Below are 26443 nucleotides of genomic sequence, written 5' to 3'. Positions count from 1 at the left end.
CCGCACATCGTCGCACGTCGCAGCGGCTACCGCCGAATGGCCCCACCGGAACGCCGGACGAAGCGTTCGTACCCCGTCCGGCGTTCCGTTCACACGTCAGTGACCTGCGCTGTCCACGACCGCCGACCACTCGTCGAGGAGCGCCTGGGCCGATTCGTCGTCCGGTCCCTCGGCCCACAGATGAGTGACCGCCTCCGCCGGGTCGGGCAGCACCATCACCCACCGCCCGTCGGCTTCGACCACCCGCACACCGTCGGTCGTATCCACGAAACGATCACCCGCGGCCTCGACCACCCGACGCATGACGAGACCCTTCACCGCCCACGGTGTCGCCACGTCGCGCCGCAGCACATGGGCTCGCGGTATCCGCGAGTCGATCTGACTCAGCGTGAGCTGCGTCCTGGCCACCAGGCCGATCAGGCGCACGAACGCGGCGGCCCCGTCGAAGACGCTGCTGAACTCCGGGATGATGAAGCCGCCACGCCCGTCACCGCCGAAGATCGTGGACTCCTCGCGCCCCACCCGCGTCAGGTCGTCGGGCGACGTGGTCGTCCACTCGACCTGCGTCCCGTGGTATGCCGCCACCTGTTCGGCGATTCTGGTCGTGGTGACTGGCAGCGCGACCCGTCCACTGCGCCTCTCGGCCGCGACGAGATCGAGCATCACCAGCAGCGCACGGTCGTCCTCGATGATCCGGCCGCGCTCGTCGACGAGCGACAGCCTCTCGCCCACCGGGTCGAACCTCACGCCGAAGGCAGCCCGCGCCGAAGCGACGATCTCGCCGAGTCGCACCAGCCCCGAGCGGCGCGAGTCGGACGTCTCCGTGGGCCTGGACTCGTCGAGTCCGGGATTGATCGTCAGCGCGTCGACCCCGAGCCGTCCCAGCAGGCTCGGCAAGACGAGACCGGCACTGCCGTTCGACGCGTCGACGACCACCTTGAGCCCGGAGTCGGCGATTCCGGTGACGTCCAGGTTCCGCAGCAGCGACCCGGTGTACGAGTCGAAGACGCTGGCCGGGAAATGCAGATCACCGATCTCACCGGGGAACGCCCGCCGGTATTCCTGCCGGGCGAACACCCGGTCCAGCTTGCGCTGCCCCGCCTGGGACAGATCAGCACCGCGCTCGTCGAAAAACATGATGTCGACAGAGTCCGGCACCCCGGGTGTCGTGCGGATCATGATTCCGCCGGCACTACCTCGCGCGGTCTGCTGGCGCGCCACAGGCAGCGGCACGTTCTCCAGGTCACGTACGTCGATGGCGCTGGTCTGGAGCGCGGAGATCACCGCTCTTTTCAGGGCACGCGCGCCACGCGAATGGTCCCGCGCGGTCGTGACGGTGGCACCCTTCTTGAGCGTGGTCGCGTATGCGCCGGCGAGACGCACGGCCAGCTCCGGGGTGATCTCGACGTTGAGGATCCCGGAGACACCACGTGCACCGAAGAGGTGGGCCTGCCCGCGGGACTCCCAGATCACCGACGTGTTGACGAAGGCGCCCGCCTCGATGGTCTTGAACGGGTAGACACGCACATTGCCCTGGACGATGGATTCCTCACCGACCAGGCACTCGTCCCCGATGACGGCGCCGTCCTCGATCCGCGCGGCCCGCATGATGTCGGTGTTCTTCCCGATCACGCAGCCGCGCAGGTTGCTGTGCTGTCCGATGTAGACGTTGTCGTGCACCACGGCCCTGTGAAGGAAAGCACCGCTCTTCACGACGACGTTGGACCCCACGACGGTGTGCTCACGGATTTCCACACCGGCTTCGACCTTGGCGTAGTCACCGATGTACAGCGGCCCGCGCAGCACGGCGTCGGGGTGTACCTCGGCGCCTTCGGCGACCCAGACGCCTGGAGAGATCTCGAAGCCGTCGAGATCGACGTCGACCTTTCCTTCCAGGACGTCAGCCTGGGCCTTGACGTAGCTTTCGTGCGTGCCGACGTCCTCCCAGTAGCCCTCGGCGATGTAGCCGTAGATCGGCTTGCCTTCCTTCATCAGCTGGGGGAAGACATCAGCGGACCAGTCGACGGAGACGTCCGCCTCCACGTAGTCGAATACCTCGGGCTCCATGACGTAGATGCCCGTATTGACGGTGTCCGAGAAGACCTGCCCCCACGTGGGCTTCTCCAGGAACCGCTCGACCTTGCCCTCGTCGTCCACGATCGTGATACCGAACTCCAGAGGGTTCGGGACCCGCGTCAGGCACACCGTGACCAGTGCGCCCTTCTCCTTGTGGAAGCTGATCAAGTCGGTCAGGTCGAAGTCGGTGAGGGCATCACCGGAAATGACGAGGAAGGCATCGTCCTTCAGCGCTTCCTCGGCATTCTTCACACTGCCGGCAGTGCCGAGTGGCTTCTCCTCATTGGCATAGGTGAGCTCCATTCCGAGCTCTTCGCCGTCACCGAAGTAGTTCTTGACGAGCGATGCCAGAAACTGCACGGTTACGACGGTCTCACTGAGCCCATGCCGCTTGAGCAGCCTCAGCACATGCTCCATGATCGGCCGGTTGGCCACCGGCAGGAGCGGCTTGGGCATGCTCGAGGTCATAGGGCGAAGGCGGGTGCCTTCGCCGCCAGCCATCACGACGGCCTTCATGTCGGAAACGTCCTCCTAAAGAGACGACGGTCTGGCCGACTTCGCCCGTCCGGGAATGCTCGCGAGGGCATCCAGCGCGGACGTCCAGGCGCTGCGCGCCACGATCGGCGGGCTCAATCGGCCGCGGTGTCCGCCTTCACCAGCCGACGGACCTGAACCACGTAGAGGATTCCTGCCCACCAATACAGTGTTGTACCCCATCCGGCGAACGCCCATCCGAAAATCGCAGCGAGTGACGGCAGCCAGCCGCTTCCGTCACTGAGAAGCAGTAGCGGGAAGGCGCACATGAGGTTGAACGTGGCAGCCTTGCCGAGGAAGTTCACCTGCGGCGGCGGATAGCCGTGCTTGCGGAGGATGCCGACCATGAGCAGCAGCATCAGCTCACGGGCCAATAGGGCGGCAGTGAGCCACAGCGGCAGGATCTCCCGCCAGGTCAGCCCCAGCAGCGTGGAGAGGATGTACAGCCGGTCGGCCGCCGGATCGAGCAGGCGACCCAGACTGCTGATCTGGTTCCAGCGCCGGGCGAGCATGCCGTCCAGATAGTCGCTGATACCACTGAGCATCAGCACCAGCAGGGCCCAGCCGTCGCTCTTGGGCCCTCCGAACACGGGCAGAAGAATCAGCCACAGGAACAAGGGCACGCCGACAAGACGAGCCATGCTCAGGATGTTCGGGATGGTGAGCACCCGGTCCGTCTGAACGCGAGTCTCCTGGACCTCCACCCGGGGCCTCCTGTGGGGGAACGGTGCCGATGATGCCCCTCGACCTTACCGTCAGCCACGGCCGGCCCCCGCACAGGGGTGGGTGAGGGCCTAGGTTCTGAACGCAGAAAAGCCCCGCACCATAAGGTGCGGGGCTTTCCCACAATGATTGTTCGGCGGCGTCCTACTCTCCCACAGGGTCCCCCCTGCAGTACCATCGGCGCTGAAAGGCTTAGCTTCCGGGTTCGAAATGTAACCGGGCGTTTCCCTAACGCTATGACCACCGAAACACTATGAAGTTGCACAAACCGGTGACAGCACAGTTCGTTACTTCAGAACTAACACAGTGGACGCGAGCAACTGAGGACAAGCCCTCGGCCTATTAGTACCAGTCAGCTCCACCCGTTACCGGGCTTCCACATCTGGCCTATCAACCCAGTCGTCTACTGGGAGCCTTAACCAATCTAGTTGGTGGGAATACTCATCTCGAAGCAGGCTTCCCGCTTAGATGCTTTCAGCGGTTATCCTTTCCGAACGTAGCCAACCAGCCATGCCCTTGGCAGGACAACTGGCACACCAGAGGTTCGTCCGTCCCGGTCCTCTCGTACTAGGGACAGCCCTTCTCAATATTCCTACGCGCGCAGAGGATAGGGACCGAACTGTCTCACGACGTTCTAAACCCAGCTCGCGTACCGCTTTAATGGGCGAACAGCCCAACCCTTGGGACCGACTCCAGCCCCAGGATGCGACGAGCCGACATCGAGGTGCCAAACCATCCCGTCGATATGGACTCTTGGGGAAGATCAGCCTGTTATCCCCGGGGTACCTTTTATCCGTTGAGCGACAGCGCTTCCACAAGCCACTGCCGGATCACTAGTCCCGACTTTCGTCCCTGCTCGACCCGTCGGTCTCACAGTCAAGCTCCCTTGTGCACTTACACTCAACACCTGATTGCCAACCAGGCTGAGGGAACCTTTGGGCGCCTCCGTTACTCTTTAGGAGGCAACCGCCCCAGTTAAACTACCCATCAGACACTGTCCCTGATCCGGATCACGGACCGAGGTTAGACATCCAGCACGACCAGAGTGGTATTTCAAGATTGACTCCACACACACTGGCGTGCATGCTTCACAGTCTCCCACCTATCCTACACAAGCCGAACCGAACACCAATATCAAACTGTAGTAAAGGTCCCGGGGTCTTTCCGTCCTTCTGCGCGAAACGAGCATCTTTACTCGTAGTGCAATTTCACCGGGCCTATGGTTGAGACAGTCGAGAAGTCGTTACGCCATTCGTGCAGGTCGGAACTTACCCGACAAGGAATTTCGCTACCTTAGGATGGTTATAGTTACCACCGCCGTTTACTGGCGCTTAAGTTCTCAGCTTCGCCATGACGAATCATGACTAACCGGTCCCCTTAACGTTCCAGCACCGGGCAGGCGTCAGTCCGTATACATCGCCTTACGGCTTCGCACGGACCTGTGTTTTTAGTAAACAGTCGCTTCTCGCTGGTCTCTGCGGCCACCCCCAGCTCACGGAGTAAATCCGATCACCAGTGATGGCCCCCCTTCTCCCGAAGTTACGGGGGCATTTTGCCGAGTTCCTTAACCATAGTTCACCCGAACGCCTCGGTATTCTCTACCTGACCACCTGAGTCGGTTTAGGGTACGGGCCGCCATGAAACTCGCTAGAGGCTTTTCTCGACAGCATAGGATCATCCACTTCACCACAATCGGCTCGGCATCAGGTCTCAGACTATATGCACGACGGATTTACCTACCGTGCGTCCTACACCCTTACCCCGGGACAACCACCGCCCGGGCTGGACTACCTTCCTGCGTCACCCCATCGCTTACCTACTACCGCATTGGGCCGGCGGCTCCACCACTCCCCTTTGCCCGAAGGCTCCAGGGCGGCTTCACGGCCTTAGCATCAACGGATTCGATACTGGGCGTTTCAAAGCGGGTACCGGAATATCAACCGGTTGTCCATCGACTACGCCTGTCGGCCTCGCCTTAGGTCCCGACTTACCCTGGGCAGATCAGCTTGACCCAGGAACCCTTAGTCAATCGGCGCACACGTTTCTCACGTGTGTATCGCTACTCATGCCTGCATTCTCACTCGTGAACCGTCCACAACTCGCTTCCGCGGCTGCTTCACCCGGCACACGACGCTCCCCTACCCATCCACACTCCCGTTGGGGATATATGTGTGAATGACACGACTTCGGCGGTACGCTTGAGCCCCGCTACATTGTCGGCGCGGAATCACTTGACCAGTGAGCTATTACGCACTCTTTCAAGGGTGGCTGCTTCTAAGCCAACCTCCTGGTTGTCTCTGCGACTCCACATCCTTTCCCACTTAGCGTACGCTTAGGGGCCTTAGTCGATGCTCTGGGCTGTTTCCCTCTCGACCATGGAGCTTATCCCCCACAGTCTCACTGCCGCGCTCTCACTTACCGGCATTCGGAGTTTGGCTAAGGTCAGTAACCCGGTAGGGCCCATCGCCTATCCAGTGCTCTACCTCCGGCAAGAAACACACGACGCTGCACCTAAATGCATTTCGGGGAGAACCAGCTATCACGGAGTTTGATTGGCCTTTCACCCCTAACCACAGGTCATCCCCCAGGTTTTCAACCCTGGTGGGTTCGGTCCTCCACGAAGTCTTACCTCCGCTTCAACCTGCCCATGGCTAGATCACTCCGCTTCGGGTCTAGAGCGTGCAACTCATGCGCCCTATTCGGACTCGCTTTCGCTACGGCTTCCCCACACGGGTTAACCTCGCTACACACCGCTAACTCGCAGGCTCATTCTTCAAAAGGCACGCAGTCACGACGCACTGAGTAAACTCAATGCGCGACGCTCCCACGGCTTGTAGGCACACGGTTTCAGGTACTATTTCACTCCGCTCCCGCGGTACTTTTCACCATTCCCTCACGGTACTATCCGCTATCGGTCACCAGGGAATATTTAGGCTTAACGGGTGGTCCCGCCAGATTCACACGGGATTTCTCGGGCCCCGTGCTACTTGGGTGTTGCACAAGCAAGCCGTTGATGTTTCAGCTACGGGGGTCTTACCCTCTACGCCGGACCTTTCGCATGTCCTTCGCCTACACCAACGGTTTCTGACTCGCCCAACAGCCGGCAGACTGTTGAAGTGCAATCCCACAACCCCGTATGCGCAACCCCTGCCGGGTATCACACGCATACGGTTTGGCCTCATCCGGTTTCGCTCGCCACTACTCCCGGAATCACGGTTGTTTTCTCTTCCTGCGGGTACTGAGATGTTTCACTTCCCCGCGTTCCCTCCACATACCCTATGTGTTCAGGTATGGGTGACAGCCCATGACGACTGCCGGGTTTCCCCATTCGGAAACCCCCGGATCAAAGCCTGGTTGACGGCTCCCCGGGGACTATCGTGGCCTCCCACGTCCTTCATCGGTTCCTGGTGCCAAGGCATCCACCGTGCGCCCTTAAAAACTTGCCCACAGATGCTCGCGTCCACTGTGCAGTTCTCAAGCAACGACCAGCCACCCATCACCCCGCTCCGAAGAACGAGTGCACTGGGGCCGGCATCGCGAAGATAAGGACCGAAGTCCGTACCCTCAGATACCCAACAGCGTGCCCGACCCGGCCAATCCAGACTGTGTTCCACGCCGAAGCAGTACTAACAGTCCCAACCAACCGTGCCGAATAGTCAACGTTCCACCCATGAGCAACCAGCACCGGACGTTCGCCGATGAACTGGCCTCTGACCAAACCGAAGCCTGGTAAGAAGTGCTCCTTAGAAAGGAGGTGATCCAGCCGCACCTTCCGGTACGGCTACCTTGTTACGACTTCGTCCCAATCGCCAGTCCCACCTTCGACAGCTCCCTCCCACAAGGGGTTGGGCCACCGGCTTCGGGTGTTACCGACTTTCGTGACGTGACGGGCGGTGTGTACAAGGCCCGGGAACGTATTCACCGCAGCAATGCTGATCTGCGATTACTAGCAACTCCGACTTCATGGGGTCGAGTTGCAGACCCCAATCCGAACTGAGACCGGCTTTTTGAGATTCGCTCCGCCTCACGGCATCGCAGCTCATTGTACCGGCCATTGTAGCACGTGTGCAGCCCAAGACATAAGGGGCATGATGACTTGACGTCGTCCCCACCTTCCTCCGAGTTGACCCCGGCGGTCTCCTGTGAGTCCCCATCACCCCGAAGGGCATGCTGGCAACACAGGACAAGGGTTGCGCTCGTTGCGGGACTTAACCCAACATCTCACGACACGAGCTGACGACAGCCATGCACCACCTGTATACCGACCACAAGGGGGCACCTATCTCTAGGTGTTTCCGGTATATGTCAAGCCTTGGTAAGGTTCTTCGCGTTGCGTCGAATTAAGCCACATGCTCCGCTGCTTGTGCGGGCCCCCGTCAATTCCTTTGAGTTTTAGCCTTGCGGCCGTACTCCCCAGGCGGGGAACTTAATGCGTTAGCTGCGGCACCGACGACGTGGAATGTCGCCAACACCTAGTTCCCAACGTTTACGGCGTGGACTACCAGGGTATCTAATCCTGTTCGCTCCCCACGCTTTCGCTCCTCAGCGTCAGTAATGGCCCAGAGATCCGCCTTCGCCACCGGTGTTCCTCCTGATATCTGCGCATTTCACCGCTACACCAGGAATTCCGATCTCCCCTACCACACTCTAGCCTGCCCGTATCGAATGCAGACCCGGGGTTAAGCCCCGGGCTTTCACATCCGACGTGACAAGCCGCCTACGAGCTCTTTACGCCCAATAATTCCGGACAACGCTTGCGCCCTACGTATTACCGCGGCTGCTGGCACGTAGTTAGCCGGCGCTTCTTCTGCAGGTACCGTCACGTCCGGGAAAACCCAGTCGCTTCTTCCCTGCTGAAAGAGGTTTACAACCCGAAGGCCGTCATCCCTCACGCGGCGTCGCTGCATCAGGCTTTCGCCCATTGTGCAATATTCCCCACTGCTGCCTCCCGTAGGAGTCTGGGCCGTGTCTCAGTCCCAGTGTGGCCGGTCGCCCTCTCAGGCCGGCTACCCGTCGTCGCCTTGGTAGGCCATTACCCCACCAACAAGCTGATAGGCCGCGGGCTCATCCTTCACCGCCGGAGCTTTTAACCCCTCCCCATGCAGGGAAGAGTGTTATCCGGTATTAGACCCCGTTTCCAGGGCTTGTCCCAGAGTGAAGGGCAGATTGCCCACGTGTTACTCACCCGTTCGCCACTAATCCACCCCGAAGGGCTTCATCGTTCGACTTGCATGTGTTAAGCACGCCGCCAGCGTTCGTCCTGAGCCAGGATCAAACTCTCCATGAATGTTTGCTCGTAATCGAGCTCACACACACTTAGAGCGGAACAGATCGGGCCGGAATATGGCCCGCTGTCCTCAGCGTCCTCGCTGTGTTCGCCTGACCACCACACGGGCGGCCAGGACTTTTCAAAGGAACCACCAACCCACCAGAGGTGGGCCGGGGTATCAACATATCTGGCGTTGACTTTTGGCACGCTGTTGAGTTCTCAAGGAACGGACGCTTCCTTTGTACTCACCCTCGCGGGCTTTCCTCCGGGCGGCTATCGTTCGGTACTTCGTGTTTCCGACTCTATCAGACGCTTTCGCGTCCGACTTCCTCGGTGCTTTCCAGTTCTTCGCTTTCGCGTTTCCCTTTCCGGCGGTCCAAACTCTATCAGCCCTTTTCCGCCCCTCAGACCATCAGCCTGCAAACATGCAGAATTCAGATCTGGATAAGGTTTGGGTTTGATAGACGCTGCCGACGGCACCCGCAACGAAGTGCGTTCGGCGTCAGGCAGGAGTACGACAGTACAGCGCTCCGGCGGGCGGGGCAAATCGCCTTCGAATCGCTCCGGACCTACCTGGTGGCGGCTCAAGCGGCTGCTCTCATGCAGAACCGGGACTTCTTATGACTTACCCTTCTGAACAGTACGCCGTCCTGGACAGGTTGTGACGGCGGCTCACGAATCTCCACCCCTGGGAGGCTCCCCCATGACCAGCGTGACGTCCCCTCTTGCTGGACGCGCCATCGGACTCGCCGCAGTCCCCGACCCGGTGTTCTCCGGTGCGATGGTCGGCCCCGGCACCGCGATCGATCCCGTACGTGAGCCGTCGGACGCGGTGGCTCCCGTAGACGGTGTGATCGTCTCCCTCCACCCGCACGCTTTCGTCGTCGTCGACGGTGAGGGCCATGGAGTGCTGACCCACCTGGGCATCGACACGGTGCAGCTCAACGGTGAAGGCTTCGAGCTCCTCGTCAACAAGGGGGACACGGTCTCGCGCGGCCAGGCGGTCGTGCGGTGGAACCCGGCGGCCGTCGAAGCGGCCGGCAAGTCCGCGATCTGCCCGGTCGTCGCCCTCGAAGCCACCGCCGATTCCCTCGCCGGACTCATGGAAGACGGTGACGTGAAGGCCGGCGACGCACTCTTCAGCTGGCATTGACGCCTGCGCCGCTGGAGCGCTCCGCGAGTACGACATTCATCGCGGTGGGCAGGACAAGTACCGCCGCAACAATCGGAGACGGTGAAATGGAGACAACGCTGCGAGGCGTCGGCGTGAGCCACGGTGTGGCGATCGGCGAGGTTCGGCACATGGGCACGGCGGTTCTCGAACCGCCGGCGAAGCAGATTCCGGCGGAGGAGGCGGGGCGCGAACAGGGGCGTGCGCGCCAAGCCGTGGAAGCTGTTGCCGCCGACCTGATTGCGCGCGGCAACCTGGCCGGTGGCGAAGCACAGCACGTGCTCGAGGCGCAGGCCATGATGGCGCAGGATCCCGAACTCATGGCCGATGTGGAGCGGCGCATCGCGGTCGGCAGTACTGCGGAGCGTGGCGTCTACGACGCTTTCGCCGCCTACCGTGCGCTGCTCGCCAACGCGGGCGAGTACCTGGCCGGGCGCGTGGCGGACCTCGACGACGTTCGAAACCGTATCGTCGCCCGGCTGCTGGGCGTTCCGATGCCGGGTGTGCCGGACAGCGACGAGCCCTACGTCCTCATTGCGCGTGATCTCGCTCCCGCCGACACGGCGCTTCTCGACCCCACGCTCGTGCTCGGCTTCGTGACCGAAGAAGGCGGCCCGACCAGCCACAGCGCCATTCTCGCGCGGGCACTCGGTGTCCCGGCCGTGGTAGCTCTGCCGGGAGCCGGCGAGCTGGCCGAGGGCACGGTCGTCGCCGTGGATGGGAGCACGGGTGACGTCTTCGTCGAGCCGAGCGCAGAAAAGCGCGCCGAGCTAGAGACCGCTGCCGCCGTACGCCGAGCGGCGCTGGCCGCTTCGACCGGTCCCGGCGCCACGTCCGACGGGCACAAGGTGCCGCTGCTCGCCAACATCGGCGGTCCCGCCGACGTACCGGCCGCCGTTGAGGCAGGCGCCGAAGGCGTGGGTCTGTTCCGCACGGAGTTTCTCTTCCTCGACGACAGCAAGCAGGCGCCGTCACAGGACAAGCAGATCGAGGCGTACCGCACGGTTCTGGAGGCTTTCCCCGAGGGCCGGGTCGTCGTACGGGTGCTGGACGCGGGCGCCGACAAACCCCTCGAATTCCTTACGCCCGCCGAGGAGCCGAACCCGGCACTCGGTGTACGGGGTCTGCGGTCGCTGCTGGACCACCCCGACGTTCTGCGCACGCAGCTGACCGCCTTGGCAAAGGCTGTCGAGGGTCTGCCCGTGTACCTCGACGTCATGGCCCCGATGGTCGCCGACCGCACGGACGCCAAGGCGTTCGCGGACGCGTGCCGCGCCGCCGGCCTCCAGGCGAAGTTCGGCGCGATGGTGGAGATCCCGTCCGCCGCACTGCGGGCGCGCTCGATCTTGCAGGAGGTCGAGTTCCTCTCCCTGGGAACGAACGACCTGGCGCAGTACACCTTCGCCGCGGACCGGCAGGTCGGTGCGGTGTCACGGCTCCAGGACCCGTGGCAGCCGGCGCTGCTCGACCTGGTCGCGATGTCGGCCGATGCCGCGAAGGCCGAGGGCAAGAGTTGCGGCGTATGTGGCGAGGCTGCGGCTGATCCGCTGCTCGCGTGTGTGCTGACGGGTCTTGGTGTCACCTCGCTGTCCATGGGCGCCAAGGCGATTCCTTATGTGCGGGCGACGCTGGCCAAGCACACCCTCGCTCAGTGCGAGCGTGCGGCTGCGGCAGCGCGTGCCACCGACACGGCGGACGAAGCGCGGGCGGCCGCGCAGGCGGTGCTGTCCGGCGAGTAGTCGACACCGTCTTGTGGGATCCGAGGGGCTCCCGGCCACGTGGCCGGGAGCCCCTCTGTTGTTCAGTGGTGTGTGTCGGTCTCCTCGATGTCGAAGCCGGGGCAGTACTCGACGTCGGGCTCGGGAGACACCGGGTCGCCGGTGTCCGCGTCCGTGCAGTAGGCGCTGAACACTTCGCCCGCGGTCAGTGCCACCAGGCGCCCATGCCGGAGCCTCCAGCCGTGCAGCCGGTCCGGTGCCCCCTGTTCGCTGGTCCTCAGCACCACTCCCCCAGGGCTTTCCACCGCGATGCCAGCCGCCAGGACCGTAACGAACTCGGCGCCCTGGGCCTCCGTCAGACGGATCGGTTCGTGAGCGGCCCGGTCGACGTTGAGCACAGCGATGAGTTGTTCGTCCTCGGCGGGAACGCTGCACACGAGGTGATGGCGGCCTGGGCCGGCCTGTTCGAGCAGGCGCGTGACGAGGCGGGACGCCCGGTCAAGGGCTTCACGCCCGATGCCCTCGCCGCATTCGGCGCAGTCCCCCAGCCTGGCCAGGAGCAGGGTCGCGTACTCCCAGGTCGCCTGGCGCACCGCTTCGTTGACCAGGAGCGGCACGAGGCTGTCGATGGGCTGGCCCAGGTACGGGACCGAGGCACCGCACACCGCGACCTCCGCCGTGAAGCGCGTACGGCTCGAAGACGAATCGGGGTCGATCCCCGTCGCTTCGCAGAATTCCACGAAGTCCTCGGGGTCGAAGAGGGCCACACTGGTGTGCACCCCCTGGGCCGCCAGGGCTCGTAGCAGGCCCTCGATCTCCTGGAGATAGGCCGCGTGGTCGTCGAAGGCGAACGTACGGTAGCCGGTCATGGATGCGAAGTCCTGCTCGTCGGCCAACAGACCCACGGTGCTGGGTGTTTCCCGGCGAAGCCTGCGCCGCAGGCTCCCGTTCTTCCGGTGTTTCGTGGACGTGGTGTGCGCCATGATTCCCCCTGAGCGCGCAGTCGATAGTTGCTCACTCACCGTAACCGGTGACACTGACAACGCCCGCTCGGCGAGCGTCAGCGACGGGAGCGGGCGAGGGTTTCGTAGAAACTCAGGAGGCCGAGGTTGTCCACCGATCCGGGATTGACGGCCTCGGCGAGGGCGGTGCCCTGGAGGAGGCGCTTGACGGGGACCTCGATGCGCTTGCCTGTGAGGGTGTGCGGGACGCCGGGGACCTCGATGATCTCGTCGGGGACGTGTCGGGGGGAAAGCTCGGTGCGGATGGCCTGCTTGATGCGGGTGCGCAGGGCTTCGTCCAGTGCGGCGCCGTCGACCAGGTGGACGAAGAGTGGCATCCAGTAGCCGCCGTCAGGCTCTTCAAGGCCGATGACGAGGGACTCCCTGATCTCGGGGAGACGCTCGACCACTTCGTAGATGTCGGCCGAGCCCATGCGGACACCCTGGCGATTGAGGGTGGAGTCGGAGCGGCCGTGGATGATCACCGATCCGTGACCGGTGAGAGTGATCCAGTCGCCGTGCCGCCACACTCCTGGGTAGGTGTCGAAGTAGCTGTCGTGGTAGCGGCTGCCGTCGGGGTCGTTCCAGAAATGGATGGGCATGGACGGCATGGGGTTGGTGACCACCAGCTCGCCGACCTCGCCGATGAGAGGCTCGCCCTGCGAGTCCCAGGCCTGGAGGTCGGTGCCCAGGCAGGGAGCCTGGAGCTCTCCGATGTGCACGGGAAGGGTCGGTACGGCGCCGGCGAAACAGCTGCACACGTCCGTGCCGCCGCTGACGGACGCGATCCAGAGGTCGGAGGCGACCTCGTGGTGGAGCCATCGGAAGCCGTCCGGGGGCAGCGGCGAGCCAGTGGTGGCCACGCACCTGATGCGGGAGAGATCGTATGCGCGGGCGGGGCGGACCTCGGCCTTCGCGCAGGCCATGACATACGCCGCCGACGTGCCGAACAGGGTGGCTCCGGTGCGCTCGGCCACACCCCACTGGGCTCCGGTCTCGGGATAGCCGGGACTGCCGTCGTACAGGACGACCGTCGTGCCTGTGAGCAGGCCGGAGACGAGGAGGTTCCACATCATCCAGCCCGTCGAGGTGTACCAGAAAAAGCAGTCGTCGGGGCCGAGGTCGCAGTGCAGGCCGAGCTGCTTGAAGTGCTCAAGGAGGATGCCGCCCTGTGACTGCACGATGGCCTTGGGGAGGCCGGTGGTGCCGGAGGAGTACAGGACCCAGAGGGGCTGTTCGAAGGGCACCTGCTCGAAAACCGGTGCGATGTCGGCGGAGGTGAGTGCGGACCACTCCAAGGCCCCCTCGGGCGCCTCGGTGCCGAGCAGTGACACATGTACGACGGCGCGCAGGGTGGGGAGTTCACGGCGGAGCTCGGCGACGGTTTCGGTACGGTCGTGCGCCTTGCCGCCGTAGCGGTATCCGTCGACTGCGAACAGGACCACGGGTTCGACCTGCTGGAAGCGGTCGAGGACGCTGCGGGCGCCGAAGTCGGGGGCGCAGGAGGTCCAGACGCCACCGACGGCGGCGGTGGCGAGGAGCGCGACGGCTGCTTGGGGGATGTTCGGGAGGTAGCCGCTGACGCGGTCGCCGGGGCGTACGCCGAGCGTGCGCAGTTCGGCCGCGAGGGAGCCGACCTGGCGGCGCAGTGCGGACCAGCTCACGGCGGTGGGCTCATGGGTCTCGTCGACGTGGATGAGTGCGGGGTCGTCGGCGCGGGCGGGGTCCTCGGCCGTGCGCAGGGCGTGTTCCGCGTAGTTCAGGGTGGCTCCCGGGAACCACCGGGCGCCCGGCATGGAACGCTCGGCGAGAGCCGTCTCGTACGGGCTGGAGAAGCGCACGTCGAACCAGTCGGCGACGGCCTCCCAGAAGGTGTCCAGTTCGTCGACCGACCAGCGGTGCAGCGCCGCGTATCCGCCGCCGGCCGGGGCTCCGTAGCGTTCGCTCGCCCAGCTCTGGAAGCGGGTGACAGCGGCGGCGGCGATGCGGTCGGCGTCCGGCTGCCAGAGGGGCGCGGTGTTGGCTGCTGAGGACATGGTGGCGGCTCCCGGGCTGTGCGCGTGAGGTACGTGTCTCGCGCGCACGGGCCATTGGGTGTGCGCACGAGGCGACTGATGGGGACGATGCCACGTGATCGTCCGGTGCACCAGGCAGACCGATCACACTCGTGGGCCTGGTCAGGTGCGGTGACTGCGGATGAACGGCAGTTGAACGCGGCCCGCCAGCGCGGCGGCTGGTGGCAGGGTGGGCGCCATGGACGCTGGTGACCTGGTGCGCTCGGTGAAACTGTTCGGCACGGTGCGGGGACTGCGTGCCGCGCGCTCCGCGTGGCGGCGGCGCCGCACGGATGCCTGGGGGCTGGTGCCGCGGGGAGCGGAGCGGGCCCGGGTGCCGGGCCTCGTAACCGGCGCGGAGCCGCAGCCCGGCGGCGGGGTGGTGCGTTTCGCGCGTTCCGAGCTGCGGGTGATGGTCGCGGCCGGCGGTGCGGTGTTCTGGGGGTGGGACGGAGCCGGCGCTGAGCCGTCCTACGCGCTCGCGGGCCGTTGCCCCGAGCCGGACCCCAGGGCCGAGCTGGAGCCGGACAAGGACGGCGGCTGGCGGGTCGTCTCGGAGCGGCTCACGGTCACCGTGTCCCGGCAGGGGGCGGTCGAGGTCCGTACGCCGGGGGGCGTGGTGCTCCGCCGTGAGCTGCCACCGCGCTGGTGGGAACCGGTGGCCGGGGGGTCCGCGCGGTGGCTGCAGCGCAGCGAGGTCCCGGCGGACGCCCGGTTCTTCGGCCTCGGCGGGCGGGCTTCGGGGCCCCGGCTGCGGGGCGGCACGTACCGGCTGTGGAACACCGACCCGGGCGGCAGCTTCGGGCCCGGCGACGATCCGCTCTACATCACCATGCCGGTGCAGGTGGTGGTTTCGGACGCGGGCACGCATCTCGCTTTCTACGACAACACCTGGGAGGGCCGGGTGACGCTGCGGGAGGGCGAGGAGGGGGCCGGCTCGGGTCACGACCGCGGCGGCTGCAGTGAGCTGCGCATGGACGGCGGGCCGCTGCGTTGCTGGGTCGTGGCCGGTACGCCCGCGCGCGTGCTGCAGGGGTGGACGGCGCTCACGGGGGCCCCTGCGCTTCCGCCGTCGTGGGCGCTGGGTCCGCAGCACGCGCGGTGGGGCTTCGGCAGTGAGCGGGAGGTGCGGCGGATCGTCGACGGCTATCAGGAACGTGGTCTGCCTCTGTCCGCGGTGCATCTCGATATCGACCACTACGACCGGCATCAGGTCTTCACGGTCGACCGGGAGCAGTTTCCGGGCCTTCCACGGCTCGCCGCGGATCTCGCGGAGGCGGGCGTGCGGCTGGTGTCGATCGTTGATCCGGCCGTCCGGGCGGAGCGTGGGAGCGTGGTGTACGAGAGCGGGTCGGCGGCGGGTGCGTTCGTGCGGGACGGGCGGGGGACCGAGGTGCGCGGGGTGGTGTGGCCCGGAGAGTGCGTGTACCCGGATTTCACCGACCCGCGCGCGCGGGCCTGGTGGGGTTCGCTGTACGAGGAGCGTCTCGCGCAGGGTTTCTCGGGGGTGTGGCACGACATGAACGAACCGGTGTCCTTCTCCGCCTTCGGTGATCCGACCCTGCCGCGCTCGGCCCGGCACGATCTCGAGGGTCGTGGCGGCGATCACCGGGAGGCCCACAATGTCTACGGTCTGGGCATGGCGCAGGCGGGCTATGAGGCGCTGCGGAAACTGCGTTCCGGGGAACGGCCGTTTCTCTTCTCGCGTTCGGGCTGGGCGGGCATGCAGCGGTACGGCGGTACGTGGTCCGGGGATCTGTCGACGGGGTGGCCGGGGCTGCGCGCTTCGCTGTCCCTGGTGCTCGGTCTCGGGCTGTGCGGAGTGCCGTACTCGGGTCCCGATGTCGGCGGGTTCACGGGAACGCCCTCGCCCGAGCTCTACCTGCGGTGGTTTCAGCTGGGCGCCCACCTGCCGCTGTTCCGTACGCACGCGGCGATCACGGCGGGGCGCAGGGAGCCCTGGGAGTTCGGTCCGCAGGTGCTCGAGCACGCCCGGTCCGTGCTCGCCGCTCGGGAGCGGCTGCGGCCCTACTTCGTGACCCTGTCGCATCTGGCGCGTCTCACCGGTTCGCCCTATGTGCGACCGGTGTGGTGGACGGCGCCCGAGGACAGGGAGCTGCGGGACTGTGAGGATGCCTTCCTGCTCGGTGACTGTCTGCTGGTCGCTCCCGTGCTGGAGCGGGGTGCGATACGCAGAGCGGTGCGTTTGCCGCGCGGACGGTGGTATGACACGGCGAGCGGTGTGGCGTACGAGGGGCCGGGAACTGTGGTGGTGGAGGCTCCTCTGTCCCGTGTCCCCGTCCTGGCACGGGCCGGCGCGGTGATTCCGGTGCGGGGCGAAGACGGTGAGCTCGGGCTGGAGGTGTGGGCGCCGGCCCCTGGGCGCACCGGCGGAGGACTGTTGGTCAGGGACGTGGGCGACGGCTGGAAGCAAGCAGCGGTCGAGCGGTTCACCACCAGGGTGGACAGAGGCAGCGTGGTGGTGGAGCGGGAGGGTGGCGGGGATGCCGGGCTTCCTCTGTACATGAGGGGCTGTTGAGGCCTGGACGGCCGTCGCGGGAGTGGACTGCTGTGGCGACGCGCCCGGGAACGCTCGTCATGGGCGGTCATAGCTTCCCGTGAACCATCGGCGCACTGCCTCGGTGTGCAGCGGAAAGGCCAGCTCGGTGGGCCGGCGAAGGACGTGCCACCCGGTGGTCTCGTCGGTGGGGACGGAGGGCGGAAGGTCGGCCGGCGCTCGTTCCGGGAGCAGACCGAACAGGAGAAGGTGGCCGGCCGGGGAACTCAGTGCGTCCGCGAGTCGCACTTGCCCTGCCGGCGTTTCGATGCCTGTCTCCTCAGTCAGTTCTCGTACGACCGCCTGCCGCCAGTCCTCTGCGTGGTCGATAAAGCCGCCGGGCAGCGCCGTCCCGCCGGACTGCGGCTCGACAGTGCGTGTGATGACGACCAGGCCGCTGCCCTGAGCGTCACACACCGGCAGCAGGGCGACGGCGACGGGAAGCGGGTTGCGATAAGCCGTGTGGCAGCAGACGGTGCAGGTGCGGGGCCAGCTGCCGGCGGCTCTGTAGGGCGCTCCGCAGCTCGAACAGTGGGAGTCTCTGACGGGCTTCGTGGTGGGTCCGGACACGCGCGGACTGTATCCGATCCCTCTTCCCCGGCGGGCAGTCAACTGATAAACGGGGGCGTATGACAGGACTTGCCGCCACACTCCGCGCCCTGACCGTCACCGTCGGCGCCACCTTGCTCGCCGTCACCGCCATCTCGCCCGCGCCTGCCTCGTCAGCCTCACCTGCCCCACCTGCCCCACGTGCCTCACAGGCGAAGCCCGAACCGAAGGCCCCGAGGGAGTTCGTTTCCCTGAGGTCCGTGGCCCCGACCGTCATTCAGGAAATGCGCTACACCACCGCGCACAACTTCGTGGGTCAACCGGTGGACGGATACCGTCAGCCGGTCTGCATCCTCACCCGGCCGGCCGCGGAGGCGCTCCGCGCGGCGCAGACAAGGCTGCTGCGCCGCGGGTTCTCGCTGAAGGTCTACGACTGCTACCGGCCGCAGCGGGCCGTCGATCACTTCGTCCGCTGGGCGAAGGACCTGGAAGACGAGGCAATGAAAGGGGAGTTCTATCCCCTGGTCAACAAGTCGCGGCTGTTCGCCGACGGTTACATTGCCGAGAGGTCGGGGCACAGCAGGGGCAGCACCGTCGATCTGACGATCGTGCAGCTTCCTCCGAAGCCGACTGAGCCGTGGGCCCCAGGGGATCGGCTTGTGCCCTGCTACGCGCTCAAGAGTGATCGTTTTCCTGACAATTCGATCGACATGGGGACCGGATACGACTGCTTCGACACGCTGTCTCACACCGATGATCCACGCATCAAAGGCGCTCAGCGTGCTAACAGACAGCTGCTGAAGAAGCTGCTCGGTGAGCACGGTTTCGTGAATCTCCCGGAGGAGTGGTGGCACTTCACGTTCAAGCCTGAGCCTTTCCCGGACACCTACTTCGACTTCCCTGTGACACGCCGCTCGGTCGCCAAACACTGAGCCCCTGAGCCGCTGAATGGAACGGTCGGCCGGGGCCACCCCCGTAGGTCCTGGCCGGCCGTTCTCCTTCTCGGACGCGGCCAAGCCGTATGCGGTCCTCGGCCGAGCCGTTACCTTTTCCGTATGGAGCAGCCGACGTTCGATTCGTACGAAGACTTCTGGCCCTATTACGTGGCGATGCACTCGAAAGCCGCGACCCGGTGGGTCCATCTCACGGGGACTCTGACCGGCCTTGCCGTCAGCGCCTACGGACTGGCGCGCGGCCGGAAGCGGTACGTCGCGGCTCTGCCGCTGTTCGGTTACGGCGCGGCCTGGCCCGCCCACTTCCTCATCGAGAAGAACAACCCGGCCAGCTTCGGTCACCCCGCGTGGTCGCTGCGCGGCGACGTCCAGATGATCAGGACGATGCTGGCCGGACGCGACCACGAGCTCGCGGAGACCGCCGCCAAGTGGCTCGCGGAGAATTGCTGACCGCTCGGCAGGGGGCCGCGTTCAGCGTGGGTGTGAGCGATCACGAAATTCCCCAGGTGAGGCGGGTTCCGCGTCACGTAATTCCCCACCCCCGCGGTCACGTAATTCCCCATGGGGACGACGGACGCAGCGGGTAGTGGTCCTGGCCGTCGAGATGACGGACGCTTCCTCGATCAGTGGTTCGAGGTCGAGGGAAGCGCACGATGGCAAGGAGAACGTTCAACGTGGTCGATGTGACCGAGATCTATGTCCACTGGTACGCGGGCCGCTCCAAGAGCGAGCTGGCCGCGTCGCTGGGACTGGACCGCAAGACGATCAGGAAGTACCTGGCCCCGGCGGAGGCCGCCGGGATGGCCCCGGGCGGGGCGGCGATGGCCGCGGAGGACTGGGCCTCTCTGATCAAGGGCTGGTTCCCCGAGCTCGCCGATGCCCGGTTGCGGCAGGTGACCTGGCCCGAGATCGACAAGCACCGTGATTACATCAAGAGCCTGCTGGGGACGGTGACCGTCGCCACGATCCACCAACGGCTGCGGGACGAGAACGAGTTGGTGGTTTCGGTGTCGTCGCTTCGGCGGTGGATATCGGCGACGCTGCCCGAGGAGACCCGTCGCTCTCAGGTCACGGTCCTGCGCGACGAGATCGAGCCGGGGCTGGAGGCTCAGATCGACTACGGCTTCCTTGGCCAGTGGATCAACCCGCGGAGCGGGAAGCGGCACCGGATCTGGGCGTTCGTGATGGTGCTGCCGTGCTCGCGGCACATGTTCGTCCGCCCGGTGATCCACCTGGACCAGCACTCCTGGACCGAATCCCACGTCGAAGCCTTCAGATTCTTCGGCGGCGTCCCGCAGCGGCTGGTGCCCGACAACCTGAAGACCGGGGTGGACAAGCCCGACCTCTACGACCCTAAAATCAACAAAGCGTATGCCGAACTCGCGGCCCATTACGGTGCGTTGGTAGATCCAGCCCGCGCTCTGAAGCCAAAAGATAAACCGCGCGTCGAGCGCCCTATGCCCTATATACGTGATTCCTGGTGGCGGGGCCGGGAGTTCTTCTCGCTCGAGCAGATGCAGGCCGAGGCCATCCGGTGGTGCACCGAAGTCGCCGGTCAGCGGCAGTGCCGCCCGCTGGGCGGGGCCGCCCCGGCCTCGGTTTTCGAGGCCGTCGAGGCGTCCACGCTGCTGCCGCTGCCGAAGACCCCGTTCGTGCTCGCGAAGTGGTCGACGGCCACCGTCGGCCCGGACATTCACATCAAGGCCGGCCGCACCCTCTACTCGGTGCCGTGGAAACTGATGGGCAAGCGGGTCGACGTCCGCTCGACCGCGACCTTCGTGCAGGTCTTCCACGACGGCGAACTGGTCAAGACCCACGGGGCACTTGAGCAGGGCAAGCGCACCCATGCCAGCGACTACCCGCCGGAGAAGATCGCTTTCCACATGCGGACCCCGACCTGGTGCCGGACCCAGTCCGCGCAGGTCGGCACGGCCTGCCGCGAGGTGGTCGATGGGCTGCTGGAGGTCAACGCGCTCTATCGGCTCCGCGCCGCCCAGGGGATCCTCGGCCTGCGCAAGAAGTACGGCGAGGGCAGGCTGGAGGCCGCCTGCGCCAAGGCGACCCTGGTCGGCGACCCGTCCTATCGCACGATCAAGGGCATCCTCGTCGCCGGCACCGAGACCGAGCCGGCCCCCGAATCCTCCGGCGATGGCGGAGCCGCCGCCTTCCTGCACGGACCTCAGCGGCTCTTCGCGACCGCGACACCCCCCGACATGACGAACGACGACCGTGATAACCACCGTCACGAAGAAGGAGTGGCGTGATGAGCATCATGGACACCGCCCTGCGGGACGCGCTTCGCGCGCTGAAGCTCTCGGGCATGCTGGAAACTCTCGACGCCCGCCTCTCGCAGGCCCACGGCGGCGAGCTCGGCCACCTGGAGTTCCTCCAGATCCTCTGCCAGGACGAGATCACCCGCCGGGAGACCGTCGCCTTCCAACGGCGCCTGACCCGGGCGAAGTTCGAGCAGCAGGTCACCTTGGAGGAGTTCGACTTCGCGGCCTCCCCGAAGATACCCGCGGCCCAGGTCCGCGACCTTGCGGCACTGCGCTGGCTGCACACCGGCGAGTCCGTAATTTTGTTCGGGCCGGTCGGCGTTGGGAAGACACACGTCGCCCAGGCACTCGGACATATGGCGATCCGCCAGGGCGCCAACGTCCGCTTCGCCAAGACCAGCCGGGTTCTGGCCGACCTGGCCGGCGGCCACGCGGACCGCACCTGGGACCGCCGACTGCGCGAACTGGTACGGCCCGACGTGCTCATCCTGGACGACTTCGCGATGCGCCAGCTGACCGCGGCCCAGGCCGACGACCTCTACGAGCTGGTCTCCGAGCGGCAGGGCCGGTCGCTGATCCTGACCAGCAACAGGGCGCCGAGCGACTGGTATCCGCTCTTCCCCAACCCCGTCGTCGCCGAGTCCCTCCTGGACCGGCTCATCAACACCAGCCATCAGGTGATCATGAACGGTCCCAGCTACCGCCCCAACAAGCGGCCCCGCGCAGGCGTCACCGACAAGACAAACAAGCCCTCGATCAAGTAGACATGGACGAGGCCAGGACCTGGGGAATTACGTGACGCTGAGCCCGGGGAATTACGTGATCGTCCACAGTGGGCTGCCACGACCTTGACGCTCCATCACCACCGGTGAACACTTCCCGTAGTCAGTCGGCGTCGCCGTACGACGGTTCCCGAGAACGCGCGAAACGTGTCCGTTCCCGGGTTCCCTCTGTCTCGGTTCAGGGGCATCCCCCACCGGCGATCGCGCCGGCTCGGCATGCTCGTCACGGACGCCGGACGGGGCACGGGAAGTCATGCTCCGGCTCAGCAGCCATGGAAAACGCACCCAACAGCGCTGACGCAGTTACTCGGCCCGCTCGCAGACCGCGGCCCGTACCCCCGTCGGCGGGGGTACGGGCCGCTCCTGGTCCGGTGCGTTCCGGAGAACGGTCATCGCGTTGCGGGGCCGCCCACGCTCTGGCGGCGGTCCGCGGAACGCTCCAGTGCGTGCTCGACGACGGCTATGAGCACACCCTTGACGGCTTCGCGGTCGCGGGCGTCGCACAGCAGGAGCGGCACCTCGTCGTCGAGGTCGAGCGCCGAGCGCACCGTCTCCACGGGATAGCGTTCGGCGCCGTCGAAGCAGTTGACGGCGACGGCGAATGGGATACCGCGCCGTTCGAAGTAGTCGATGCCCGCGAAGCAGTCCTCCAGGCGACGCGTGTCCGCGAGGACGATCGCACCGAGGGCCCCCTGCGCGAGTTCGTCCCAGAGGAACCAGAAGCGGTCCTGTCCTGGCGTACCGAACAGGTAGAGCACCAGGTCCTCGCGGAGTGTGATCCGTCCGAAGTCCATTGCCACGGTGGTGGTGCTCTTGCTCTCGACTCCGTCGGTGTCGTCGACGGGGCGGCCCGCCTCGGTGAGCCTCTCCTCGGTGCGCAGCGGTCTGATCTCGCTTACCGCGCCCACCAGAGTGGTCTTGCCCACCCCGAAGCCGCCCGCCACGAGGATTTTGAGCGTCACCGGTTCGACCGGTCGCTTGTTGCGGCTAGAGCGCCCGAAGACCATTGATTACCTCGCGAAGAATGCTCTCGTCCGGCAGCTCCGCCGGAGGTACAGGTCGGGTCACGTGCACCAGTTCGCCCTCGACGAGGTCGCCGACGAGGACTCTGACCACGCCGACGGGCAGATCGAGGCCTGCCGCGAGTTCGGCGATGGATTGCGGCGTCTCGCTGCAGAGTTCGACGATCTCGACGTGCTCGGGAGCGAGCGTCTGGTCGCGCCCGGGATCGTCCGCCGCGGGTTCGGGGACGACCAGCGCGATCAGGTCGAGCCGGTGCCGGCTCGCACTGCTCGTGCGGCCGCGCGTCATCGCGTACGGGCGTACGACGGGGCCCGCTTCGGCGTCGAACCAGTGCGGCGGTCCCTGCCGGCCTGCTTCGCTCATCTCAACCCACTCACCCTCCGGCGGGCGGACCGGAGCGTGGCGCGGTCATCAGATGGACGCCTACCCGCTTGACCATCAGCGTCATCTCGTACGCGACCTGGCCGACGTCGGAGTCGGAGTCGGAGAGGACCGCGAGGCAGCTGCCGTCGCCCGCCGCCGTGACGAAGAGGAAGGCGTCGTCCAGCTCCACCACCGTCTGCCGGACGCGGCCGGCGTCGAAGTGGCGGCCCACGCCCTTGGCCAGGCTGTGGAACCCGGCGGCGACAGCGGCGAGGTGTTCGCCGTCTTCGCGCGTGAGGTCCTTGGAGGTGCCGGTAGAGAGCCCGTCGCTGGAGAGCACCAGGGCATTGCGGATGCTGCCGACGCGCTCGACGAGATCGTCGAGGAGCCAGTTGAGTGCGGGGCTTCGGCGCTCGGCGTCATGTGCTGTGGCGTTCGGTGCGGTCATCGACCGTGCCCTTCTGGTGTCGTTCCTGGTGCTGTCTCACCGGAGCCAGGCTCGTCCCCGGCGTTCTCCCGGCGGCCGCGCTGCCAGCCGCGCTGGAGCGAAGCCATCCGGCTGCGCGCCTGCTCCGCCTCGCGCACGGCGTCCTGCTCGGTGGCGGGTGCATGCTCGGCCGGGGCGGTAGGGCCGGCGGCTGCCTCGCGCAGCTGCGGGGCGAGACTGGCTTGGCGGACGCGGCGGGGCAGTTGGCCCGGCGACAGGGTGGGTTGTGCTGCGAGTCGGTCTGCTGGTGCCGTGGGCGGGGTGGTACCGGTGGACGGGGCCCTGCGCCCACTGACGCGTCGCCCGTTGTCGGCGACGAGGGTCGGTGTTTTGCGGCGGGGCAGCGGGACCGGGCCACCGGGGCGCGCGATTTCGATGTTCCCGGGAACGTGGTCGGATGCCTGCTGGTGTTGCTCGTCGGCCGATTCGCGGGCACGGTCGCGGGTGCGGGAGCGTTCGCGGGAACGCTCGTTGGGCCGGAACAGCCCGCCCCGTTCGCTCTCCGTCTCCTCGATGTCCGTGGCCCTGTCGAGCGGCGCCTCTTCGGGACCCAAGGCGCCCAAGGGCGGTTCGAGCTCGACGGGCCCGTCCAGGAGCGCCTGGGCGGCGAGCTCCGGTGGAACACGCGAAAGCGTCGTCAGGGTGGGCCGTCGTCCGCTGCCGCCGGGCTCCGGGCTGCTGCCGGAGTGCTTGCGGTCGAGCCGGAAACCGGTGCCGTTCGTTTCGGGGGCGTCCGTCAGGAGTGCGGCCGGGACGAAGACGACCGCGGTGGTTCCGCCGTACGGTGACTGCTGGAGCGAGACACGGACGTTCTGGCGCTGGGCGAGCCGGCTGACCACGAAGAGGCCGAGCCGGTCGGTGTCCGACAGCTCGAACTCGGGTGTCTCGGCGAGCCTCAGATTGGCGTCGAGGAGAGCGTCGGCTGCCATGCCGAGCCCGCGGTCGTGGATTTCGAGCGTGAACCCGTTGGCGACGCGCTCGCCGTGCACCTGGACCGCGGTGTGCGGGGGCGAGAACACCGTGGCGTTTTCGAGGAGTTCGGCGATGAGGTGGGTGAGGTCGGCGACCGCCGGACCGCCGACGCCGATGCGGGCCAGGCGGCGTACCTCAATGCGCTCGTAGTCCTCGACCTCGGCGACGGCGGCGCGCACCACGTCCATGAGCTGGACGGGCTTGCGCCACTGCCGGGACGGTGCCGCGCCGGAGAGGATGACCAGGCCCTCGGCGTGGCGGCGCATGCGGGTGGTGAGGTGATCGAGGCGGAACAGGTCTGCGAGCTCGTCGGTGTCTTCGGTGCGGCGTTCCATGGCGTCGAGGAGGGTGAGCTGGCGATGGAGCAGTACCTGGTTGCGGCGGGCCAGGTTGACGAATACCTCGGCGACGCCGCGCCGCATGTCGGCCTGCTTGACGGCCGATTCCACTGCGGCGCGCTGCAGTGTATTGAGTGCCTGACCGACCTGGCCGACCTCGTCCTTGTCGTACTCCAGCCGTGGTGCTTCCGTCTCCACGTCGACTTCCTCACCCGCTGCCAGCCTGCGCATGACGCTGGGCAGACGCACGCCGGAGGCCTCGTGGGCCTCCTTGCGGAGCCCGGTGAGGTCGCGGACCAGGCTGCGGCCGATGCGTGCCGAGAGGACCAGCGAGACGACCAGCGCCGCGAAGCCGAGGACGCCGGCGCCGGCCGCCTTGGCGAGGACGGCGAGGGCCACCGGCTCGACCCGGTCCTCGTACCGGTTGCCCGCCTCCGCGCCCTCTCGGGCGAGGCGGTCCAGTACGACTGTCGCGGCCTCGTCCCAGCTCTTGGCCGTGACGGCCCGGGGGCTCCTGGTGGCGCCCGCGGTGACGAGGGTCTGCTCGGCTGTGCGCAGGGGTTCGGTGGCCGGGCTGTCCCAGTAGTCCGCGAAGGCGTCGCGCTCGGTGGTGGGGAGGAGCTCGAGGTTGACCTCGTAGAGCAGTTCACGGTTGGCGACGAGAGAGGAGATCTCGCGAAGCTCGGGAGCGTTGAACTGACGGGCGACGAGCCCCGAGGCGATCAGTGCGTCTTCGCGGGAGAGCATCTCGCGTGCGCGCGTGACGCCGACCAGGGCGCGGCCCTGCTTGTCCATTTCCACGTCTTCGAGCGCGTGGAGTGCGGTGAGGAAGGAGTAGCAGGGGTCGACGAGACGGTTGTAGCGGTCGAGAGCCTGTCGCCGCGTGAGGGTGCTGTCTTCGACCGAGCCGCGGAGCGCCGCGATGTCGTCGAAGGCTTCGAGGAGCGTGGTCAGGCGCCTGGCCGCGGGGGCCTGCAATTCGTCTTGCACTTCCGGGTCGTGGGCGCGCGCCTTGATCTGCGCGACGGCCTCATCGGTGGCGGCGCGCTCGCGGCGAAGGGCGGCGAGCGCGTCGGAGGCCCGCGGGTCCGCGAGGTAGATCAACGTCTGCCGGCGTTCCTGCTGAAGGACTTCGACCGTGTCCTCGATGGGGTAACCCACCCGGTCGACGATGTAGGCGACGTCCAGAAGTCTGCCTGCCTCGCGGCCGGTGAGCACGGTGGCGAATCCCCACAGCAAGGTGAGGGATATGAGCGGCACGAGCAACAACGCCACGATCTTCCTGCGGATGGTCTTCCCGCGAAAGCGCATGGCCTCCCCCAGCTCAGCCCCGCCCGGCGGGGGTCGTGTTCCGTCAACAAACGGCGCGAGCCTACTACTGCCACTCCGGCAACTCGAAGGCACGTCCGGGCGATTTTCGGCCGCACCAAGGTGCTTTGATCATGAGTTGTCGTGCCATTTCAGTAGGTGGACATCCCTGTGTGTCCAACGACACCAGGCCGAACACTCGGGGCCCTGCCGGGCCAGATGGCTGGAATTCTTCGTTCCGTACCGGGAATCCTGGCGTCCCGTCGTTCGTCTTCCCGTACGAGGCTGC

The 26443-nt window shown here is 66.2% G+C and carries 16 protein-coding genes and 3 rRNA genes; 7 read left to right on the top strand and 12 right to left on the bottom strand.

All coding sequences use genetic code 11. From position 1 onward, the window contains the following. Positions 1-96 precede the first annotated feature (96 nt). The 5 genes from ACU6WZ_RS26035 to ACU6WZ_RS26015 form a co-directional block, all read right to left on the bottom strand. Entirely contained in the window at positions 97-2592 is a 2496-nt protein-coding gene (locus ACU6WZ_RS26035) for a sugar phosphate nucleotidyltransferase (protein WP_447030615.1), read from the bottom strand. A 113-nt stretch (positions 2593-2705) separates the two neighbouring features. Then, entirely contained in the window at positions 2706-3314 is a 609-nt protein-coding gene (gene clsA, locus ACU6WZ_RS26030) for a cardiolipin synthase ClsA (RefSeq protein WP_447030614.1), read from the bottom strand. Positions 3315-3464: 150 nt separating this feature from the next. Beyond that, a 5S ribosomal RNA gene (gene rrf, locus ACU6WZ_RS26025) occupies positions 3465-3581 on the bottom strand. A 74-nt stretch (positions 3582-3655) separates the two neighbouring features. Beyond that, positions 3656-6779 (bottom strand): 23S ribosomal RNA (locus tag ACU6WZ_RS26020). A gap of 301 nt (positions 6780-7080) precedes the next feature. Then, a 16S ribosomal RNA gene (locus tag ACU6WZ_RS26015) occupies positions 7081-8620 on the bottom strand. The 16S, 23S and 5S rRNA genes sit together here, the layout of an rRNA operon. 685 nt (positions 8621-9305) lie before the next feature. Between ACU6WZ_RS26015 and ACU6WZ_RS26010 the strand changes: the two genes are divergently transcribed. Together ACU6WZ_RS26010 and ptsP are read left to right on the top strand one after the other, a co-directional pair. Then, positions 9306-9755, top strand: coding sequence for a PTS sugar transporter subunit IIA (locus tag ACU6WZ_RS26010; protein WP_447030613.1), 450 nt, complete (start codon positions 9306-9308; stop codon positions 9753-9755). An 86-nt stretch (positions 9756-9841) separates the two neighbouring features. After that, positions 9842-11512, top strand: coding sequence for a phosphoenolpyruvate--protein phosphotransferase (gene ptsP, locus ACU6WZ_RS26005; protein WP_447030612.1), 1671 nt, complete (start codon positions 9842-9844; stop codon positions 11510-11512). Positions 11513-11574: 62 nt separating this feature from the next. Here the strand turns inward: ptsP and ACU6WZ_RS26000 are convergent, their stop codons facing one another. After that, on the bottom strand, positions 11575-12474 hold the full coding sequence (locus ACU6WZ_RS26000; RefSeq protein WP_447030611.1) for a DUF8829 domain-containing protein: 900 nt from the start codon (positions 12472-12474) through the stop codon (positions 11575-11577). Between the two features lie 77 nt (positions 12475-12551). After that, positions 12552-14528, bottom strand: a complete 1977-nt coding sequence (locus ACU6WZ_RS25995) for an acetoacetate--CoA ligase (RefSeq protein WP_447030610.1) — start codon at positions 14526-14528, stop codon at positions 12552-12554. A 217-nt stretch (positions 14529-14745) separates the two neighbouring features. On the opposite strand from ACU6WZ_RS25995, the gene ACU6WZ_RS25990 reads away from it, so the two are divergent. Next, positions 14746-17085, top strand: a complete 2340-nt coding sequence (locus ACU6WZ_RS25990) for a glycoside hydrolase family 31 protein (RefSeq protein ID WP_447030609.1) — start codon at positions 14746-14748, stop codon at positions 17083-17085. Positions 17086-17142: 57 nt separating this feature from the next. Here ACU6WZ_RS25990 and ACU6WZ_RS25985 read toward each other — a convergent pair whose 3' ends face one another. Then, entirely contained in the window at positions 17143-17673 is a 531-nt protein-coding gene (locus tag ACU6WZ_RS25985) for an NUDIX domain-containing protein (RefSeq protein ID WP_447030608.1), read from the bottom strand. Positions 17674-17732: 59 nt separating this feature from the next. On the opposite strand from ACU6WZ_RS25985, the gene ACU6WZ_RS25980 reads away from it, so the two are divergent. The 4 genes from ACU6WZ_RS25980 (at position 17733) to istB (ending at position 21645) form a co-directional block, all read left to right on the top strand. Beyond that, positions 17733-18584, top strand: coding sequence for a M15 family metallopeptidase (locus tag ACU6WZ_RS25980; protein ID WP_447030607.1), 852 nt, complete (start codon positions 17733-17735; stop codon positions 18582-18584). A 123-nt stretch (positions 18585-18707) separates the two neighbouring features. Beyond that, the gene (locus ACU6WZ_RS25975; RefSeq protein ID WP_447030606.1) at positions 18708-19055 is read left to right on the top strand and encodes an Mpo1-like protein; all 348 of its coding nucleotides are present in this window, start codon (positions 18708-18710) and stop codon (positions 19053-19055) included. Positions 19056-19279: 224 nt separating this feature from the next. Beyond that, the gene (gene istA / locus ACU6WZ_RS25970; protein ID WP_447034258.1) at positions 19280-20869 is read left to right on the top strand and encodes an IS21 family transposase; all 1590 of its coding nucleotides are present in this window, start codon (positions 19280-19282) and stop codon (positions 20867-20869) included. After that, on the top strand, positions 20869-21645 hold the full coding sequence (gene istB, locus ACU6WZ_RS25965) for an IS21-like element helper ATPase IstB (protein WP_447028588.1): 777 nt from the start codon (positions 20869-20871) through the stop codon (positions 21643-21645). The genes istA and istB overlap by 1 nt, the downstream gene beginning before the upstream one ends. Positions 21646-22052: 407 nt before the next feature. On the opposite strand, the gene ACU6WZ_RS25960 is transcribed toward istB, so the two are convergent. The 4 genes from ACU6WZ_RS25960 to ACU6WZ_RS25945 are packed head-to-tail and all read right to left on the bottom strand — an operon-like array spanning position 22053 to position 26157. Continuing rightward, complete coding sequence (locus tag ACU6WZ_RS25960; RefSeq protein ID WP_447030605.1) at positions 22053-22670, bottom strand: GTP-binding protein; 618 nt, start codon at positions 22668-22670, stop codon at positions 22053-22055. After that, a complete protein-coding gene (locus ACU6WZ_RS25955) occupies positions 22651-23049 on the bottom strand; it encodes a DUF742 domain-containing protein (RefSeq protein WP_447030604.1) in 399 nt (132 codons plus the stop codon). The genes ACU6WZ_RS25960 and ACU6WZ_RS25955 overlap by 20 nt, the downstream gene beginning before the upstream one ends. Before the next feature lie 10 nt (positions 23050-23059). After that, entirely contained in the window at positions 23060-23497 is a 438-nt protein-coding gene (locus tag ACU6WZ_RS25950; protein ID WP_447030603.1) for a roadblock/LC7 domain-containing protein, read from the bottom strand. Further along, a complete protein-coding gene (locus ACU6WZ_RS25945) occupies positions 23494-26157 on the bottom strand; it encodes a nitrate- and nitrite sensing domain-containing protein (protein ID WP_447030602.1) in 2664 nt (887 codons plus the stop codon). Before ACU6WZ_RS25945 ends, ACU6WZ_RS25950 begins: the two co-directional genes overlap by 4 nt. Positions 26158-26443: the final 286 nt, after the last annotated feature.

This window comes from Streptomyces hypolithicus (assembly GCF_052934925.1).
Note: the sequence above shows the minus strand (reverse complement) of the source record. Positions and strands in the feature narration are given on the sequence as shown.